This window comes from Chryseosolibacter histidinae (assembly GCF_018598225.1).
Lineage (GTDB): Bacteria > Bacteroidota > Bacteroidia > Cytophagales > Cyclobacteriaceae > Chryseosolibacter > Chryseosolibacter histidini.
In genome coordinates, this window is the sequence record NZ_JAHESF010000004.1 from 68,948 (window position 1) to 85,867 (window position 16,920).

Here is a 16,920-nt window from a genome sequence, read left to right on the forward strand (position 1 = left end):
CTTACTCGATCAGTACAGTTTTTTCAAATTTCTTTTTCAGCAAAGGATAGGTAGCCACGGCGCCCATGATGACGAGCGTGCCGACGTAAAAGTTGAAGCTCATCTTTTCCTGCTGGCCGAAAATGATCACGGCCATGATGATGCCGTACACAGGCTCCAGGTTCAGTGTGAGCTGGATCATGAACACCGAAATGCGTTTCATCAACTCTATGGCTACTGTATAAGCGTATACCGAGCACACACCCGCCAGCACAGCGATGTACAGCAGGTCCATGGCTGACGGCAGCAGGTGCAGCTGGTGATCGGTGGCTATGGTTGCCTGGTATATGGGCAGGAACAAACCCGTGCCCAAAAACACGCCGATCATATTGTAGAATGTGATGCTGCGTGGGGCGATGCGTTTCACCATTTTTGAATTGAACACAGAGAACAGGGCAGAGGTGAATCCTGCAAACACGCCGATGGCGAGCCCCAGCTTGTATTGAAAATCGAAAGAGAAGATGATGTAAAGACCCAGCAGCACTACGAGGCCCAACACCAGCTCGTATTTTTTGAACCTGGTCTTGTTAAACCACGGTTCGAGCAGCGCCGCCCAGAGCGAGTTGGTGGCAAAACCCACAAGGCTCACTGAGACGTTGGCGACACGTGCCGCCCCGAAGAAGGACAACCAGTGCACAGCTACCACAAACCCGATCAGGACGAGCTTCACAAGATCGTTGCGTTCAACACGAAAGCTGTCTTTGGCAAACCAGATCACCGCACCGATGCCGAGCGCTGAAAAAATGGCCCTGAAAAAGATCATTTCCACCGCGGGAATGGTGACCAGTTTTCCGAGAATAGCCGAAAAGCCCCAGAGAAAAACGATAAAATGTAATTTGAAATAATCGGTAGAGGAGGCCATTTAACGGGGAACGTATTTATACATGACAAGAGAAATGATGCCGAACAAGATGTTGGGCACCCATACCGAGATCTGGGGCGGCGTGGAGCCCGCTTCCGCGAAGGTCCGGAACAACGTAAAGAACAGGATAAAAACAAACGACAGCGCGAACCCCAGTGCGATCTGCAACCCGGTGCCACCACGGCTTTTGCGTGACGACACAATGGCTCCCATGAACACCAGGATGAAGATGGTGAAGGGCGAAGTGTAACGGGTGTATTTTTCAACTTCATACGCCTCAACACCCGCCGAGCCCCTGGCTTTCAGGGTGGTGATGTAGTCGTTGAGCTCGGTGAGGGTCATGCCGTCGTATTTACGGTAGTCGCTTTCAAACTCCCTTGGATGAATGACCAGCGCTGTATCGATCGAGGTACCTGTAATGATGCTGTCGCGGTAGTTAATGGCGCTGGTGGTCTCGAAGAGCCTGTCGATCTTTTTGATCTTGTAATCGCGCAGGGTCCATTTTTGCTTCACGGTATCCCATTCGATGCGGTCGGCCGTAAGCTTTTCCACCAGCCTTTTGTTCTCGAACTTCTCGATGGAAAAACGGTAGCCCACGTTGGTGTTGTTGTTATAGCTCTGCAGGTAGAGGTAAATGTCAGGCGCTACCTGGATATGGATGTTGCGTTTGTCAAAGTAGAATTTGGTTTTCAGGTATTGCACCTCGAAGGCCAGGCGTGTTTTGTTGGAGTTGGGAATAACCCATCCCGTAAGGATGAAGCTGAGCACGGCAACGATCGTAGCCCCAATGAAAAACGGCAACAGGAAGCGTTTGAAACTTACACCGGCGCTGAGAATGGCGATGACCTCCGTTCTGCCGGCCATCTGGGCGCATACATATACCGTTGCTATAAAAATGGTAATGGGTGTTACCAGGCTGCCGATCCAGTAAATGTAGTCAACATAATAACCCGCGATCTGCGAGGCTGTGACACCCGCTTTCGCGAATTTGTCCATCTTGTCCGTAAGGTCGATCACGGTAATAACAGCCAGCAGGATCACCACCACGAAAAAGAAGGTGCTGAGAAAACGCTTGAGGATATATTGATCGATCAGTTTCATAGTAATGGTCCATAGTCCACAGTCCATGGTCCATAGCATGAGGACCCAGGATCGACGATTGTTATGCGAGCTTTAAGAAATGATTCTAACATACGTTCTAATTTACCACTCCGTCTTTCAGACTTCCTGCCATGGACTATCGACCATGGACTATGGACTTTTCAAAGTCTCTGTGAGACTATTTTCACCATCTTCTCCTTCCAGCTGGCAAATTCTCCCGCCTCGATCTGTTTTCTCGCTTCCCTCGCCAGCCACAGGTAAAAAGTGAGGTTCTGAAGCGTAGCAATTTGCGCGCCTAAAATCTCTTTGTTGATGACCAGGTGACGAAGATACGCTTTCGAATAGAAAGTGCTCACATGGCCACCGAGTGCGGCATCAATGGGTGACAGATCGTCTTTCCATCGTTCGTTCCGGATGTTGATAATGCCCTGCGTGGTAAACAACATGCCGTTGCGGGCATTGCGTGTAGGCATCACACAATCGAACATATCCACGCCCAGTGCGATGCATTCAAGTATATTCTCCGGGGTACCCACACCCATGAGGTACCTGGGTTTATCGGCCGGAAGAATGCCGCACACCAGGCTTGTCATGGCATACATATCCTCATGCGGCTCACCCACCGAAAGACCCCCAATGGCATTACCGGGCTGGTCTTGTGATGCGATGAAGGCAGCCGATTCTTCGCGCAGGTCCTTGTAAACGCTTCCCTGCACAATGGGAAACAATACCTGTTCATAACCATACTTGGGCTCCGTGGTGCGCATCCTGTTCACACACCTCTCAAGCCACTTGTGGGTGAGCACCATCGACTTCTTGGCGTACTTGTACTCACACGGGTAAGGCGTACACTCGTCAAAAGCCATGATGATATCGGCGCCGATCGTACGCTGGATGTCGATCACACCTTCGGGTGTAAAATGGTGCCGGGAGCCATCGATATGCGATTTAAAGGTAACGCCTTCCTCCACGATCTTGCGGTTCTCCGAAAGTGAATACACCTGGTAGCCTCCGCTGTCGGTCAGGATAGGTCGTTTCCAGCCATTAAAGTTGTGCAGCCCGCCGGCTTTTTCCAGCAGCTCGATGCCCGGCCGCAAATACAGGTGGTAAGTGTTGCCGAGGATGATCTCAGCCTTTACATCGTTTTCAAGCTCGCGCTGATGCACGGCTTTCACCGAACCAGCGGTGCCCACCGGCATAAAGATGGGTGTATGGATGACGCCGTGACCCGTTTCCAGAATTCCAGCCCTGGCTGAAGACCGCGGATCGCGGGCAGTAACTTCAAATTTCATAAACGGCGCAAAAATAGAAATAATAGTCCACAGTCCACGGACGACAGTCCTCAGATAGTTCCAGGTAGCAAACGGGGTTATTGTTGCCGGTTGCCAGTTACTGGTTGCCAGTTCGTTTGTGTGCTAGCATCCTCTCGGAGCTTCGAAGGCGAGGTGTGATGACCGAGTCATCCTTAACCGGCTATCCGGCAACCGGCAACTCTTAATGAATCCCCGAACTGAGGTAGGAGTCAAGATTCTCCTTCGAAATGATCTCCAGCGGCAGAAGTTCGTTGGCGGGTGCTTCCTTGCGCAGGATGAGGTATCCCACCAGGTGATTGATGCCGAGAAAGGCCTGTCGTTTCGGGTTCTGGTTGATCAGGAAATTGATCACGCCCTTTTTCATATACCGGATGTTCTCCTGCAGCATATCATAGCCGATCAGCTTGATGTTGTTGCGTTGAAGTTTTTCCAGGTAGGAGGCAACGATATAGGTGGCTTTGGATGTGCTGACGAAGATACCTTTCAGAGCAGGCTGGTCGAGCAGCGCCGAAAGCTCTTTTTCAAAGGTAGGCTCGTTGGGGTTGTAGAGGTTGTGGGTGGTGATGTTGTAGCCGGAGTGGTTTTTCTCCAGGAAATATTCCCTGAACCCTTTTTCCTTTTCCGCTAAGTGAACCGAGTTGCCGAGGTCTTCATTAATGTGCAGCACGGCGAGCATTCCGGATTCGCCATTCTGGGCCAGGTGCATGAGCTCGGCGCCGAGCTTGCCGCTCTGAAACAGGTTCTGCCCGATGAAGCTCAGCGGATCAACCTCCGGAATGTTGGTGTTGAACAGCACGTAAGGGATGCCCTCCTGTTTGAATTGTTCGAAGAAAGGGAGCGTTTCGTGGTAGAAGATCGGCGCCACCAGAATGCCGTCAGGACGGTCTTTGGTTACCGCTTCCGCCACCTCTTTAAATGAATCCTTCTCGTAAAGGTTGAAGAAATATGACTGCACGGTAACACCGTAACGAAGCCATTCTGCTTCGGCCTGGCTTATGCCTGACTTAGACGAAGCCCAGTAAGGATCCTGGTCAGGGTTGGGCATGAGCGCGGCGATGCGATAGGTTTTATTGGCGCCGAGGGTCCGGGCGATGAGGTTGGGTTTATAGTCGATCTGGTCAAGTACCGCGAGTACTTTTTTCAGGGCGTCTTCTGATACCCTGCCGCGGTTATGCAAAACGCGGTCTACTGTGCCCACGGAAACACCTGCAAGCTGGGCAATATCTTTTATCCTGATATTTTTGACGTTCATGGGTCAGAATTTACAGACTAGGTAATGTTTGCGGACACATATTAAATGTGCGCGCACACAAATTATAAAATTATTTTGAATTAACCTATTCGCGGCCGGTTTTTATTGGGTTTTCCTATTACAGCTCGCCAGGTTATACCGGCCAAAGGAGCAGGGCGTTTAGATATCCCTGCATAGTAGACTGTTCATAACATCCGTCCGGAAGCTATCGGAGCATCGGATCCGGAGGGCATCAGGTCGACTAAAATACATTTTTAATTGCCGGGCAGCAACGCCGCCCGTGTTGGTGTGCTGTTGTTGGGGTGGCCGTTGCGGGTGTTCTTCACCAACAACTCCCTGGCCATCTTGTGCCCATGTTGGTGTTCTTCACCAACATGTCCGTTCCGTGACTAACAAGCCATTTTGTCAACAACTCCGTTTCATGATATCCAAAGTTATCCTTATGCCTGAATAAATGATTCATGTCGTTTTTTTGCCTGCCGGGCAGAAAATTGTGCTTTCATGGTGCAGGGCAAAAGTTATCTTTGTGCCTTCTAAACCCCGGATACTCCTTTGCAGATTCTAACGGTTCTTTTCTTCAGTGTAGTTGGTATTCAATTGCTTTACCTGATCGTGTTTTTGGTCACCTTCTCACGGAGGCGTGACAGCAAGAACGTTTCTGGTGTACCGGTCTCCGTGATCGTGGTTGCGCATGACGAAGAGCAGAACTTAAAAACGCTCGTTCCCGAACTGCTCGCGCAGGACTATCCCAACTTTGAAGTGATCGTTGTCAACGACCGGTCTAATGACGGTACGTATGATTTCCTGCTGGAAGAGACGAAAAAGGATTCACGTCTGCGCATGGTGAATGTTGAAAATGTGCCGGCGCATGTGAACGGGAAAAAATTCGGTATCACCCTGGGCATCAGGGCTGCTTCACATGAATGGATCCTGTTGACCGATGCTGACTGCAGGCCTGCCGCCAAAACCTGGATCGCCGGTATGAGCAGTCAGTTCACCGACAGCACCAAGTTTGTGCTGGGTTTCTCACCCTACCAGCGGGGCGCCGGATTCCTGAATCTTTTTATCCGGTTCGAATCGCTGATCACCGTTATCCAGTATTTTTCTTATGCCTGGCTCCGGAATCCGTACATGGGCGTTGGCCGCAACCTGGCCTACCGCAAGTCGCTTTTCCTTGAAAAGAAGGGCTTCAACCAGTTTTTGAACGTGACGGGCGGCGACGACGACCTTTTTGTGAATCAGCACGCCGGGGGCAGTAACACCCTCGTTGCCTTTACCCCCGAAACACAGGTACACTCCATTCCCAAGACCACCTTATCAGGTTTTTTCAATCAAAAGGTCAGACATTTGTCGGTGGGGAAACGTTATCGACTGAAACACCGTATACTGTTGGGTGTTTTTACCTTAACCTGGATCCTGGCATGGTTTACTGGAATATCCCTTCTGATCGTCAATGTAACGCAATGGTGGCTCGCAGCCGCTCCGCTGGCCCTCAGGGCGATCTTGCTGATGCTGCTGATCAATACCCTGGTGAAAAAGGCCAGGCTGCCATTTCCGCTCTGGGCAGTGCCGTTTTTAGATTTTCTATATTCGATTTATTATATTTCAACGGGTCTGGTAGCGTTACTAACTAAAAAGATTCGATGGAGGAATTAAAACGGGATTTTTCTGATAAGGCGATGGAGGATTTCCGCCTGATCGACATGGCGGTTGCAGGTGACGATAACGCCTATGCCAGGCTGCTCCAACGTTATAAACGCCCGGTTTACCACATGATCCTGAAAATGGTGCGCAACGTAGACGATGCCGAAGATCTCACCATCGAATCGTTCGCCAAAGCCTTCAGGAGTCTTCACCGCTTCAAAAAAGATTTCACGTTCAGCACCTGGCTGTTCAGGATCGCTACCAATAATACCATCGACTTCATCCGCAAGAAAAAGCTGAACACGCTCAGCATCGAGAACACATTCACCGATGACGACGGCCAGTCTGTTTCCATCGATGTGGAGGATGAGAACCTCGATCCGCAGGAAGAGACCATCCGGGCACAGAAAGCGGAGCTCATCCAGGTGTTTGTGGATAAGCTGCCTTCCAAATATCAGAAGCTGGTACGCCTTCGTTATTTCCACGAGCTGAGCTACGAAGAAATTGCAGAAGAGCTTGACGCCCCCCTCGGCACAGTAAAAGCACAGCTCCACCGCGCCCGCGAGCTCATGTTCGAGATGGTGAAGAACAAACGCGATCATATTTAAGTGGCGTTGCAAACAGCAGATCTCATTTTTAGCTACTTCCCCGGCCTGACGAATACCCAAAAGGAACAGTTCGTGGGCCTCTATTCCTTGTACAGCGAGTGGAATGAAAAGATCAACGTGATCTCCCGTAAGGACATCGAGAATCTTTACGTGAACCATGTGCTGCATTCGCTGGGCATCGCCAAAGTAACGACGTTCAAGCCTGGCGCGTCTATCCTTGACGTTGGCACAGGCGGAGGGTTTCCCGGCATACCACTCGCCATCCTGTTTCCCGATACACAATTCCACCTGGTAGACTCCATTGGTAAAAAGATCACGGTGGTGAAGAACGTGGCCGAGGGCATCGGGTTGAAAAATGTGAAAGCGGAGCAGATCAGGGCCGAGCAGATCAAGGGCGAATACGATTTTATTGTGAGCCGCGCCGTGACACGCCTCAAGGAGTTTTACGGATGGATCAACCGGAAAGTAAAAAAGGACTCATCTCATACGTTATTCAACGGCATCCTTTATCTCAAAGGTGGCGACCTCGATGAAGAGCTGGCAGAGCTTAAACGCCCCCACCAGATCTTTGCGCTCTCAGACTATTTCAAAGAAGAATTTTTCGAGACCAAAAAAGTGGTTTACGTTCCCATGTAAAAGCATCGGGTACGCGGCGGGTTTGGTAATCACGCGGTTTTTTCCTAACTAGTATTACCCTATCCCAAATGAAAAAGATCTGTTCCATCTTTCTCGTCTGCCTGCTCCTGCTCAATGTATTGGGATATTATGGGGTGTTTCTCGGCCTTAAATACAGGAACACGGTTGATCTTACCCAACGCCTGGACGCAGAAGATTACGCTACCGCTGAAACCGTTACCATCAAGGTTCCGCTGGCCATACCTTATTATATGGACACTGAGTTCGAGCGCATCGATGGTGAGATCGAGCACCAGGGTGAATATTACCGCCTGGTAAAACAGAAGCTTGAAAACGATACGCTGCACATTGTCTGCTTCCGCGATGTAAAAGGCAAACGCCTCAAGCAGGCCCTTGCCGATTATGTAAAGACCTTCAGCCATCATTCATCGAACGAGCAGTCGTTGAAGACCGTACCCGGTTTTATTAAAGATTATATCTCCGCCAATTTCACACTGGCATCTTCAGCAATGGGTTGGAACGTTTCACTCAACCCCGAAGCTGTGCAGCTCCCGTTGCACCTCATGTCATTACCGGTAGTTTCTCCGCCACCGGAAGCCTGATTGGGAATGCATTTCCTTGATAGCGCTTCCTCTGATGGTTTGGGTGAGGAAGCCTATTAACCCTTATTTATTCTTTTGTGTTTTTGTGTCCTGATCTTCGGTTCTGATCTGTAACGCACGTTGTTATGCATCATCGAACTAATGACGATGGACTTTCTTCATCGATTTCAATCAATTTTAAAAATTCCGCCTATGAGAAGATTTGTACTCTTTTTGTGTCTGGGCATTTCATCCGCAGGGTTTGCACAAACCATCAACGATGGGATCATGATGCCTAAAAAGACCATTTGTACGGGTGTTATGTATACCCACGACCGTTGGACCGAATACTGGGAAGGAGAGCTTAAACGCGAGAACGGCAACATCGGTGACCTTACCACGCAGAGCATCATGTGGGTAGGCACCTATGGTCTCACCGACAAGATCAACATCATTGCCATGCTGCCCTATGTGAAAACCGAGGCGAGCCAGGGAACCCTGAGTGGTCTTGAAGGGATCCAGGATCTCAGCCTGGCCGTAAAGTATAATTTCTTCAAACAGTCGGCAGGCCCGGGTACACTGAAAACTTTTGGTGTGTTGGGTTTCTCCACGCCGTTAACAGATTACACACCCGACTTTTACCCACTTTCTTTAGGATCGGCCACGCAGAATATCTCGTGGCGGTTAACAACAAATTATACATTCGGGATGGGCATCTATATCAATGCTTCGGCCGCATATACGTGGCGCAGCAATACGGAGCTCGACCGGCCTTCTTACTTCACCAAGGGTCAGCTGTACAATACCAATGAAGTTGAGATGCCGAACGTATTCGATTATGTGGTCAGCGTGGGTTACCGTAAAGGCCCCTTGCAGGCAGACCTGAACTACACCCAACAAAACACACTGGGCGGGGGCGACATCCGCCGGCAGGACATGCCTTTTGTTTCCAACCGTATGAACTTCTCCAAAGCCGGCGCTTACGTCTTGTACTATGTGCCCGGCACGCATGGCCTGGCTGTGCGTGGTGGCTACAGCCTCACCGTTGATGGACGCAATGTTGGTAAATCTTCTACGCTCACCGGCGGCCTGCTCTATACCATTAATTTTTCCAAGAACCCGTAAAAGCACGTCCATGAAAACTTTGAAATATTTTTTTCTGCTGATGATCTTTACCGTTGCCTTCACGGTGGTGTTGCCGGTAAGCTGCAACAAAGAGATCGACATTACCGAAGACCTTAAGCCGTTGGCACCCGCGGCAACAGACAATGATGCCGGCACCTGGGATATGATCGTGCTCACATCGCCTGCACAGATCGCTGTTGCGGCCCCTGGCGACATCAATGCAGCGGCATACCAGGCTGAGCTCACAGCCATTAAAGATGCGCAGAGCAAGCTCACAGCCTCACAGCGCGAAACGATCGAATTCTGGAGTGGCGGCGGCGTGCTGCGCTGGAACCAGATGTTCCGGAAGCTCGTGGCCCGTTATAACCTGCCACCGGCCCCGAAAGCGGATAACACCTATCCTGCACCGGATGCGGAAAACCCTTTTGCCGATCCCAACTTCCCGTTCGCCAACCCGCCCTACGCCTCACGCGCTTATAGTTATGTGAGCGTGGCGCAATACGAAGCCCTGAAAGCGGCGTGGCACTACAAGTACTTGTACAACAGGCAATCTCCTTACAAGAATGACAATGCCATCAAGTTGCTGATGCCCGAGACCGGGTTACCGTCTTATCCCTCTGAGGATGCCGTGCTTTCCGGTGCTGCGGCAGACATGCTGAAGTCTTTGTTCCCGGCAGCCGTTCAGGAGATCACGCTGTATGCTGCGGCGCAACGCAACGCCGCGTTGTGGTCGGGCCGGGCTTCTTCAAGCGATATTTCCGCCGGCCTTGCCTTAGGAAAAGCAGTAGCGGCCCAGTTGATTGCACGTGCAGGCAACGATGGCATGCGCAATGCCGTGGGAACGAAAGCGCAATGGGACCAACTGGCCCAGCAATGCATCGATAAAGGAGAGATCCCGTGGATCAGCCGCGACAATCCTAAACGGCCTCCCATGCTCCCGTTCTTTGGACAGGTGACAGCCTGGAATATGACGGCCCAGGATATCGTCAACGAGCGGCCTGAAGCGCCTCCGCTCACCAATTCGGCCGAGATGAAAAAAGAAGTGGATGAGGTGAAGTGGTATTCTCAGAACCTGACTCGTGAAAGACTCGCCATCGTACACAAGTGGGCAGATGGCGCGGGCACCTATACGCCTCCAGGTCACTGGAACGATATTGCGGCAGAATACATTGCCGAAGCAAAATTCAGCGAGGTGCGTGCAGCCCGGGCGTATGCGCTCATCAACATGGCGCTGCACGATGCCGCGGTTGGCTGCTGGGAAACGAAGTTCTTTTATTTCAACCCGCGTCCTTCACAGATGGATCCTTCCATTAAAACAGGTACCGGTGTGCCTAACTTCCCGGCCTTCACTTCAGGGCATTCAACGTTCTCAGGTGCTGCCGCCACGGTGCTTTCATACCTCTTCCCGCAGCATTCAGAATATTTTCATGCAGAAGCCAAGGAAGCATCTGATTCGCGATTATTCGGTGGCATCCATTACCGTTCAGACATCGAGATGGGACTCGCCCATGGCAAAGTAATAGGAAGTTACACGGTGAATTACGCGTCTACTGATGGTGCTGACTGATCTGAAGACGTTACTGTGCATCGCCGCATGGTTACTTACCCAGGTTCTGTACGGGCAGAAAACAGATAGCATCCGTACCAAATCGTTGGATGCCGTTACGATCGCCGGCGATAAGCTTTTTTCTGTGGAACGTCTGCCCAAAGTTAAAGGCACTTACCTGTGGGCCGGAAGAAAGAATGAAGTGATCAACGTGCAGAACCTGGATGCCACCATCGCAGAAAAAACACCCCGGCAGATCTTTTCAAAGGTGCCGGGTGTGTTTGTATACGATATGGACGGCAGCGGCAACCAGACCAATATCTCCACCCGCGGCCTCGATCCGCACAGAGGCTGGGAATATAATATCCGTAAGAACGGCATCATCACTAATTCAGATATGTACGGTTATCCTGCCAGCCATTACAGCATGCCCATGGAAGCCGTTGACCACATCGAGCTGGTGCGTGGCACGGGATCGCTTCAGTATGGTGCTCAGTTTGGTGGAATGCTGAACTATGTTTCCAAAAAACCGGATACCGTAAAAGCGTTTACGTTCGAGAGCGTCAACAGCCTGGGCTCCTTCAATATGATGAGCACTTACAACGCGGTGAGCGGCACGGTGGGTAAGGTGCAGTATTATGCCTACTATAACAAACGGGTCTCGGACGGCTACAGGAACAACAGCCATACAGACTTTGATGCGCAGTCTGTCATGCTCATCTACACGCCTGTAAAAGCGCTGCAGCTGAAAGCGGAGGTTGCCAGATCGAATTATGTGTACCAGATCCCCGGACCGTTAACTGACAGCATGTTTCGCGCAGACCCGCGCCTGTCTACCCGCGCCCGGAATTATTTCAATCCCGGGATCTTTGTTCCCTCGCTCAGCGCCGAGTGGAAAGTGAGTGAGCGTACCATATTGTCGTGGACGGTTTCTGCGGTGCTGGGTGCGCGCAACAGCGTTCAGTTCGATAAACCTGCCACCACACCCGATGCCCTTGATCCGGTAACATTGCAATATGCGGCCCGCCAGGTAGATATCGATCGCTTTAACAGCTACACCACCGAGCTGCGGATGCTGCACCAGTATACGATCGGAAAGATGCAGGGTGCTGTGGCTGCGGGTATACAGGTTTTTGACAACGACCTTCATCGCCGGCAGCTTGGTAAGGGAACCACGGGCACCGGTTTCGATCTTTCACTCACAGAGCCCGGATGGGGCAGGGACCTCCATTTTAAAACGAAGAACCTTGCGCTCTTTGCCGAGAACAGTTTTGCGATCTTGCCATCGCTGATCGTCACGCCCGGTGTAAGAGTAGAACTGGGAAATTCTGACATGACGGGTGTGATCAGGAGCTACGACCCGGGGACATTGCCCAACACCATCAGGCACCGCTTCCCGCTGTTCGGCATCCATGCAGACTACACACTGAAGAATGGGCATAACCTCTATGCGGGTTGGTCTCAGGCATACCGTCCCGTGATCTTTAAGGATATTATTCCTGCTTCGGTTTATGAGACGGTTGACAAAAACCTGAAAGATGCTGACGGCTACAACCTCGAAGCCGGCTACCGCGGTTCGAAAGGTACACTGCGCTGGGATGTGAGCGCTTTCCAGCTCGTGTATAACAATCGCCTGGGGACCCTGGCGGGAGATGCTGCCGGCGATGGAAATTTTTACATCCAACGAACCAACGTTGGTAATTCGCTCACCCGCGGCATAGAGCTCTTTGCCGAGTATGCGGTGCTTCATCGCGAGCGCGCTTCCATAACGATGTTTACGTCCACAGCGTTGTTCGACGCGCGGTATCGTGATGCGGTAGTGCGATCAGGCGACAAGAACATTGACATCGACGGTAATAAAGTTGAAACGGTTCCTGATGTGATCACGCGTAATGGTGTTACCTTCCGTTCGGGCGAGCTTAGTCTCTCTTGCCTTTACAGCTATACGGCAAAAAGTTACGCGGATCCCCTCAACACCGAAACACCATCTGCAACGGGATCGGTGGGCGCTGTTCCGGCTTACGGCATACTGGACGTCAACGCATCGTTCAGGATCTATTCTAACCTGATGATGCGTTTCAACATTAACAACGTGACCGACAGGCATTATTTCACCAAACGCCCATCGTTCTATCCTGGCCCTGGTGTTTGGTCATCAGATGGACGCTCCGTGAATTTTTCCGTAGCGTTCAAAATATAATTCTTTTGAGTTTTTTGTTTCCCTCTTACTACCCGCCGAAGTGCTCATGCACCAGGCGGGTTTTTAGTTGGAGGAAGTAGGATCAGCTATTCTGTGTGATCATCTGCTTCATGGCATCGAAGGTTCGCTGCTTGAGGTCAGTGACGTCTTTGACGGTAAGTCCTTCTGTGGAGATCTCCGGACCAACGTAGATCCTGATCTTGCCAGGCTTAAGGTCGATGGTGCCCGGCGGCATGAGCTTGCCTGCGCCGATCACCACCATGGGCAAAATGGGTTGTTGCGTATCCACGGCGATCCTGAAAGCGCCGTCGTGGAAGGGCTGAAGTATTTCTTTGGTCCTGTTCTGCGTTCCTTCTGCAAAGATCAGAATGGAGATGCCGTGCTTCAGGGTCATCTTCAGGCGGTCGATGCTTTTTTTCCGGCTCTCGGGACTCGAACGGTCAACGATCACGGTGGCCGCCTGGGCGATCCATCCGAACACGGGGATCTTCTTGAGCTCTTTCTTTGCCAGCGGACGGAACTGTCCTGGAATGATCATACGGATGCCGGGCAGATCAAGAAAAGAAGTGTGGTTGCTCACGTAGATGTAAGCCTTGCCTTTTTTAAAATTTTCTGTTCCGTAAAATTTATACCGTATGAACGTGAGCTGACTGAAGACCCAGCTCCATAGCCAGAGAAAAGTGTAGCCGACGCTTCCGGCACGCTGACCGAAAAGAAAAGGCAGCACGATGCCGGGCAGGAAAATGAGCATGAACACAGTGAACACAAGGAATACCCAAACCTTGTAGAGTGTGCGGAAAATAGTGTTAACGATCTTCAAAGCAGGAGTGATGGGTTATTCGATGACCTTGGGAACGCGGAAATAATCCTGGTCTTTTTTCGGGGCGTTCAGCAGCGCACGATCGTGGCTGAGGTGTTCTTTTACTTCGTCTTCACGGAACACATTGATCTCGTATGTCATGGTGGTGAGCGGCTCAACACCATCGGTGTTCACCTCGTTGAGCTTTTCCACCCAGTCGACAATAGCTGTCATATCTTTCATCATCTTCTCCGCATCCTTCTCATCAAACTCGAGCCTGGAGAGATGGGCGATCTTGTCAAGCTGTTCCCGGTCTATTTTCATACGTCAAATGCTGTTGTAATTCCGAATCAATAATATCTCTTACCCTGGATTTTACCTGGTCAATATCCGCAAGGGTATATCCGGAGGGGTCTACCGGCTCGTGAAAGATAACTTTCAGCGGCCTCCAGCGCAGAAGAAATTGATCCGGTGGCAAAATTATCCAATTATATGGTATGGTGACAGGTACAATCGGAATTTGTTTCTCGATGGCCGCACGAAAAGCACCATCCTTGAACCGTGCCATTACGGGATCTTTTTCGGTAACAATACCACCTTCCGGGAAGATCACCAGGCTTTTGCCTTCGTCCAGCGCTTCCAGTGTTTTTAGCATGGTGGAGTAGCGGCTTTTCAGCTTGGTCCGGTCTACGGTAATGTGAAGGTTCCGGTACATGAAACCGAACAGGGGAATATTGTCAAGGGTCTTGCCTACGAAAATGGTGTTGTGGCTGTTCAGTCCCATGGTGATAATGTCGAGGTAAGAAAAATGGTTGGGGCAAAAAATATATTGCCTGTCAGGGTCCAGTTTCTGCCTGTACTCCACGGTGAACGGCAGTCCTATCAGGATGAAGTGAAGCTTCGCCCACCACCGGTTAAAGACGCCCGTGAGCCTGAATTGTTTTTTGAAAAAAACAGGAATCAGGAGCGGGAGAAAGAAGATGAGAAAGAGCAGTGAAAAAATGATCACCCCATACAACGTATAAACACCTCTGAGAAATTTCATGGGACGGGTCAGATTTCAAGTTTCAAGTTAAAAGTTTAAAGTTAGGTGCTTCCCAACTTTTTTAACCGGACTTGAAGACACTACACAACTTTAAACCTTAAACTTTAAATTTTAAACTTCAAACTTTTACACCGAACGCAATTTTACAACGCTCGTCCTTCAGTATCTCCGCTGCGTTCTCAACCTCGATCTGCGAACGGGCGTCGTCCATTTTTTCTTTCACGGCCTGTTTGATCTCTTTCATTCGCATGCATTCTATAAAACGTCTCACCTGCTCTTTGTTCTCGAGGATCAGCTCCGGCACTGTGGTGGGTTTATCATCGTCACCCTTGGCCACCATGGTGAAGTACGAGGAGTTGGTGTGTTTAACTGTTCCGAGCTTCACGTTCTGTGCTTCCACACGGATGCCCACGATCATGGAGCTTCGGCCTACATAGTTCACAGAAGCGTGCAGCGACACGAGCTCACCCACTTCAACCGGTTGCAAAAATTCCACCTTATCCACCGATACGGTAACGCAATAAGTGCCCGCGTGTTTGCTGGCACAGACGTAGGCCACCTTGTCCATCAGCGAAAGCAGTATACCCCCGTGAATCTTTCCACCGAAATTGGCATACGACGGGATCATCAGCTCGGTGATGGTGCTCTGTGAATCTTTCACGGTGCGGGAAGCGGGGATCATATACACTTTTTTGAAAAGATAGGGAGGTCTGTTTAAAGTTTCAAGTTTCAGGTTTAAAGTTGGGCGCGGTAGAATAACCGAAGCTCCACCTCCGAACGTAGCAACTTTAAACCTGTAACTTTAAACCTGAAACTTCCTCGCCACCATCAGCAAGGCCATCACGCTCATGCTGTCTGTGATCTTTCCGTCGATCACCATTTGCAGCGCGTCTTTCAGCGGCAGCTTCCATACTTTTAGATCGGCCTCGGTCTCTTCGAGAGAAGCTTCGCCCTGCTGCAGGTCTTCGGCCAGAAATATAAAACCTTCTTCGTCTGTAACAGAGTTCGAAGTATGCAACCGGATGATCTGGCTCCACTTTGTTGCCGTGAGTCCTGTTTCTTCCTGAAGCTCTCTTTTGGCGGCATTCAAAGGGGGCTCATTCAGGGGGCCTCCTCCTTCGGGGATCTCCCACGACCATGCATCCAGCGCATAACGGTATTGCCCCACAAGCCATGTGTTCAGCGCTTCGTCTACCGCCACTATGCCGATGGCTTTATTCTTGAAATGTATTTTGCCATAAATGCCTCTGCCGCCCGCCGGGTTGATCACCTGGAACTCTGTTACCTTGATCCAGGGGTTATCATACTTGACCTCTCCGGAAAGTGTTTTCCAGGGATTTTTTATTTCTTCGTTTATCATTTAATGATGTTGTCTTAGTCTCTTGATTTTGAACGCGGTATATTTTAAAAATCTGATGCCACGGGCCGCGACGGCTTTCCAAAACTATTAAATTCTTTCCGGGGCGCCACTTTTCTTTTATTTTTACCCGGGCCATTACAAATATGCTACGCTCAGCCTTTACCAAAGATCTGCTTGAAGCCGGATGTGACGAAGCCGGAAGAGGTTGTCTCGCAGGCCCTGTTGTTGCAGCTGCGGTGATCCTCCCAAAAAAATACCGACATAAAAAACTCAACGATTCCAAACAGCTCACACGCGAAGAACGTGACGAGCTGCGCATGGTGATTGAACGCGACGCGCTCGCCTGGGCCGTGGCGGAGGTAGACCACACGGAGATCGACCAGATCAATATCCTGAATGCTTCGTTCAAAGCGATGCACCTTGCGCTGGACAAGCTCACCATGGAGCCCGAGCTTTTGCTCATCGATGGCAACCGGTTCAAACCTTATAAGGAAGTGCGATTCGAATGCATCGTGAAGGGTGACGGAAAATATTTATCCATCGCAGCGGCATCTATTCTTGCCAAAACCCATCGCGATGCGCTGATGAACGACCTGGCGAAACAATTCGGTGGATATGGCTGGGAGACCAACGTAGGCTATCCAACACTCGAACACCGCGAAGGCATCAAACAGCTTGGCATCACACCCTATCACCGGAGATCGTTTACACTTTTACCCAGCCAGCTCGAGCTGTTTGGCGAAGACGCTACAGAGATCCTTGACTGAAGGGTATCAGAGATGACATCCTTAACTGTCATTTAATCAAGC

General features: G+C 50.6%; 17 protein-coding genes. 8 read left to right on the forward strand and 9 right to left on the reverse strand.

Going from position 1 to position 16,920, the window contains the following annotated elements; all coding sequences use genetic code 11:
- Position 1: 1 nt before the first annotated feature.
- From KK083_RS05150 to KK083_RS05165, 4 genes are all read right to left on the reverse strand, one after another.
- Positions 2–901: a DMT family transporter gene (locus KK083_RS05150; RefSeq protein ID WP_254161385.1), complete on the reverse strand. Its 900-nt coding sequence runs from the start codon at positions 899–901 to the stop codon at positions 2–4.
- Positions 902–2,002 carry an LptF/LptG family permease gene (locus KK083_RS05155; protein WP_254161387.1) on the reverse strand — a complete coding sequence of 367 codons (1,101 nt, stop codon included), beginning with the start codon at positions 2,000–2,002 and terminating at the stop codon, positions 902–904.
- A 161-nt stretch (positions 2,003–2,163) separates the two neighbouring features.
- Positions 2,164–3,294, reverse strand: coding sequence for a tRNA guanosine(34) transglycosylase Tgt (gene tgt, locus KK083_RS05160; protein WP_254161389.1), 1,131 nt, complete (start codon positions 3,292–3,294; stop codon positions 2,164–2,166).
- A gap of 202 nt (positions 3,295–3,496) precedes the next feature.
- Complete coding sequence (locus tag KK083_RS05165; protein ID WP_254161391.1) at positions 3,497–4,567, reverse strand: substrate-binding domain-containing protein; 1,071 nt, start codon at positions 4,565–4,567, stop codon at positions 3,497–3,499.
- A 552-nt stretch (positions 4,568–5,119) separates the two neighbouring features.
- On the opposite strand from KK083_RS05165, the gene KK083_RS05170 reads away from it, so the two are divergent.
- From KK083_RS05170 to KK083_RS05200, 7 genes are all read left to right on the forward strand, one after another.
- Complete coding sequence (locus KK083_RS05170) at positions 5,120–6,223, forward strand: glycosyltransferase (RefSeq protein WP_254161393.1); 1,104 nt, start codon at positions 5,120–5,122, stop codon at positions 6,221–6,223.
- Positions 6,211–6,819 (forward strand): RNA polymerase sigma factor, encoded by a 609-nt coding sequence (locus KK083_RS05175; RefSeq protein WP_254161395.1) that lies wholly within the window; start codon positions 6,211–6,213, stop codon positions 6,817–6,819. Before KK083_RS05170 ends, KK083_RS05175 begins: the two co-directional genes overlap by 13 nt.
- A 6-nt stretch (positions 6,820–6,825) precedes the next feature.
- On the forward strand, positions 6,826–7,455 hold the full coding sequence (rsmG, locus tag KK083_RS05180; protein WP_254161397.1) for a 16S rRNA (guanine(527)-N(7))-methyltransferase RsmG: 630 nt from the start codon (positions 6,826–6,828) through the stop codon (positions 7,453–7,455).
- A 68-nt stretch (positions 7,456–7,523) separates the two neighbouring features.
- On the forward strand, positions 7,524–8,057 hold the full coding sequence (locus KK083_RS05185; RefSeq protein WP_254161399.1) for a hypothetical protein: 534 nt from the start codon (positions 7,524–7,526) through the stop codon (positions 8,055–8,057).
- Positions 8,058–8,249: 192 nt separating this feature from the next.
- Complete coding sequence (locus KK083_RS05190; protein WP_254161401.1) at positions 8,250–9,161, forward strand: hypothetical protein; 912 nt, start codon at positions 8,250–8,252, stop codon at positions 9,159–9,161.
- A 10-nt stretch (positions 9,162–9,171) separates the two neighbouring features.
- Positions 9,172–10,728 (forward strand): vanadium-dependent haloperoxidase, encoded by a 1,557-nt coding sequence (locus tag KK083_RS05195; protein ID WP_254161403.1) that lies wholly within the window; start codon positions 9,172–9,174, stop codon positions 10,726–10,728.
- Positions 10,715–12,907, forward strand: a complete 2,193-nt coding sequence (locus tag KK083_RS05200; RefSeq protein ID WP_254161405.1) for a TonB-dependent receptor family protein — start codon at positions 10,715–10,717, stop codon at positions 12,905–12,907. The genes KK083_RS05195 and KK083_RS05200 overlap by 14 nt, the downstream gene beginning before the upstream one ends.
- Before the next feature lie 82 nt (positions 12,908–12,989).
- On the opposite strand, the gene KK083_RS05205 is transcribed toward KK083_RS05200, so the two are convergent.
- From KK083_RS05205 to KK083_RS05225, 5 genes are all read right to left on the reverse strand, one after another.
- The gene (locus KK083_RS05205) at positions 12,990–13,727 is read right to left on the reverse strand and encodes a lysophospholipid acyltransferase family protein (protein WP_254161407.1); all 738 of its coding nucleotides are present in this window, start codon (positions 13,725–13,727) and stop codon (positions 12,990–12,992) included.
- A gap of 15 nt (positions 13,728–13,742) precedes the next feature.
- Positions 13,743–14,030 (reverse strand): Asp-tRNA(Asn)/Glu-tRNA(Gln) amidotransferase subunit GatC, encoded by a 288-nt coding sequence (gatC, locus tag KK083_RS05210; protein ID WP_254161409.1) that lies wholly within the window; start codon positions 14,028–14,030, stop codon positions 13,743–13,745.
- Complete coding sequence (locus tag KK083_RS05215; protein ID WP_254161410.1) at positions 14,005–14,751, reverse strand: lysophospholipid acyltransferase family protein; 747 nt, start codon at positions 14,749–14,751, stop codon at positions 14,005–14,007. The genes gatC and KK083_RS05215 overlap by 26 nt, the downstream gene beginning before the upstream one ends.
- Before the next feature lie 118 nt (positions 14,752–14,869).
- Complete coding sequence (locus KK083_RS05220) at positions 14,870–15,433, reverse strand: acyl-CoA thioesterase (protein WP_254161412.1); 564 nt, start codon at positions 15,431–15,433, stop codon at positions 14,870–14,872.
- 120 nt (positions 15,434–15,553) lie between these two features.
- The gene (locus KK083_RS05225; RefSeq protein WP_254161414.1) at positions 15,554–16,111 is read right to left on the reverse strand and encodes an NUDIX domain-containing protein; all 558 of its coding nucleotides are present in this window, start codon (positions 16,109–16,111) and stop codon (positions 15,554–15,556) included.
- Between the two features lie 143 nt (positions 16,112–16,254).
- On the opposite strand from KK083_RS05225, the gene rnhB reads away from it, so the two are divergent.
- Complete coding sequence (rnhB, locus tag KK083_RS05230; RefSeq protein ID WP_254161416.1) at positions 16,255–16,878, forward strand: ribonuclease HII; 624 nt, start codon at positions 16,255–16,257, stop codon at positions 16,876–16,878.
- The last annotated feature ends 42 nt before the right edge of the window (positions 16,879–16,920 follow it).

What these genes read in the sequence shown, in the direction of transcription:
- KK083_RS05215 (WP_254161410.1), bottom strand. Translation starts at nt 14,751, where the DNA reads ATGAAATTTCTCAGAGGTGTTTATACGTTGTATGGGGTGATCATTTTT.
- KK083_RS05220 (WP_254161412.1), bottom strand. Translation starts at nt 15,433, where the DNA reads ATGATCCCCGCTTCCCGCACCGTGAAAGATTCACAGAGCACCATCACC.
- KK083_RS05155 (WP_254161387.1), bottom strand. Translation starts at nt 2,002, where the DNA reads ATGAAACTGATCGATCAATATATCCTCAAGCGTTTTCTCAGCACCTTC.
- KK083_RS05185 (WP_254161399.1), top strand. Translation starts at nt 7,524, where the DNA reads ATGAAAAAGATCTGTTCCATCTTTCTCGTCTGCCTGCTCCTGCTCAAT.
- KK083_RS05175 (WP_254161395.1), top strand. Translation starts at nt 6,211, where the DNA reads ATGGAGGAATTAAAACGGGATTTTTCTGATAAGGCGATGGAGGATTTC.
- KK083_RS05225 (WP_254161414.1), bottom strand. Translation starts at nt 16,111, where the DNA reads ATGATAAACGAAGAAATAAAAAATCCCTGGAAAACACTTTCCGGAGAG.
- rnhB (WP_254161416.1), top strand. Translation starts at nt 16,255, where the DNA reads ATGCTACGCTCAGCCTTTACCAAAGATCTGCTTGAAGCCGGATGTGAC.
- KK083_RS05195 (WP_254161403.1), top strand. Translation starts at nt 9,172, where the DNA reads ATGAAAACTTTGAAATATTTTTTTCTGCTGATGATCTTTACCGTTGCC.
- KK083_RS05200 (WP_254161405.1), top strand. Translation starts at nt 10,715, where the DNA reads ATGGTGCTGACTGATCTGAAGACGTTACTGTGCATCGCCGCATGGTTA.
- KK083_RS05150 (WP_254161385.1), bottom strand. Translation starts at nt 901, where the DNA reads ATGGCCTCCTCTACCGATTATTTCAAATTACATTTTATCGTTTTTCTC.
- KK083_RS05190 (WP_254161401.1), top strand. Translation starts at nt 8,250, where the DNA reads ATGAGAAGATTTGTACTCTTTTTGTGTCTGGGCATTTCATCCGCAGGG.
- gatC (WP_254161409.1), bottom strand. Translation starts at nt 14,030, where the DNA reads ATGAAAATAGACCGGGAACAGCTTGACAAGATCGCCCATCTCTCCAGG.
- KK083_RS05165 (WP_254161391.1), bottom strand. Translation starts at nt 4,567, where the DNA reads ATGAACGTCAAAAATATCAGGATAAAAGATATTGCCCAGCTTGCAGGT.
- tgt (WP_254161389.1), bottom strand. Translation starts at nt 3,294, where the DNA reads ATGAAATTTGAAGTTACTGCCCGCGATCCGCGGTCTTCAGCCAGGGCT.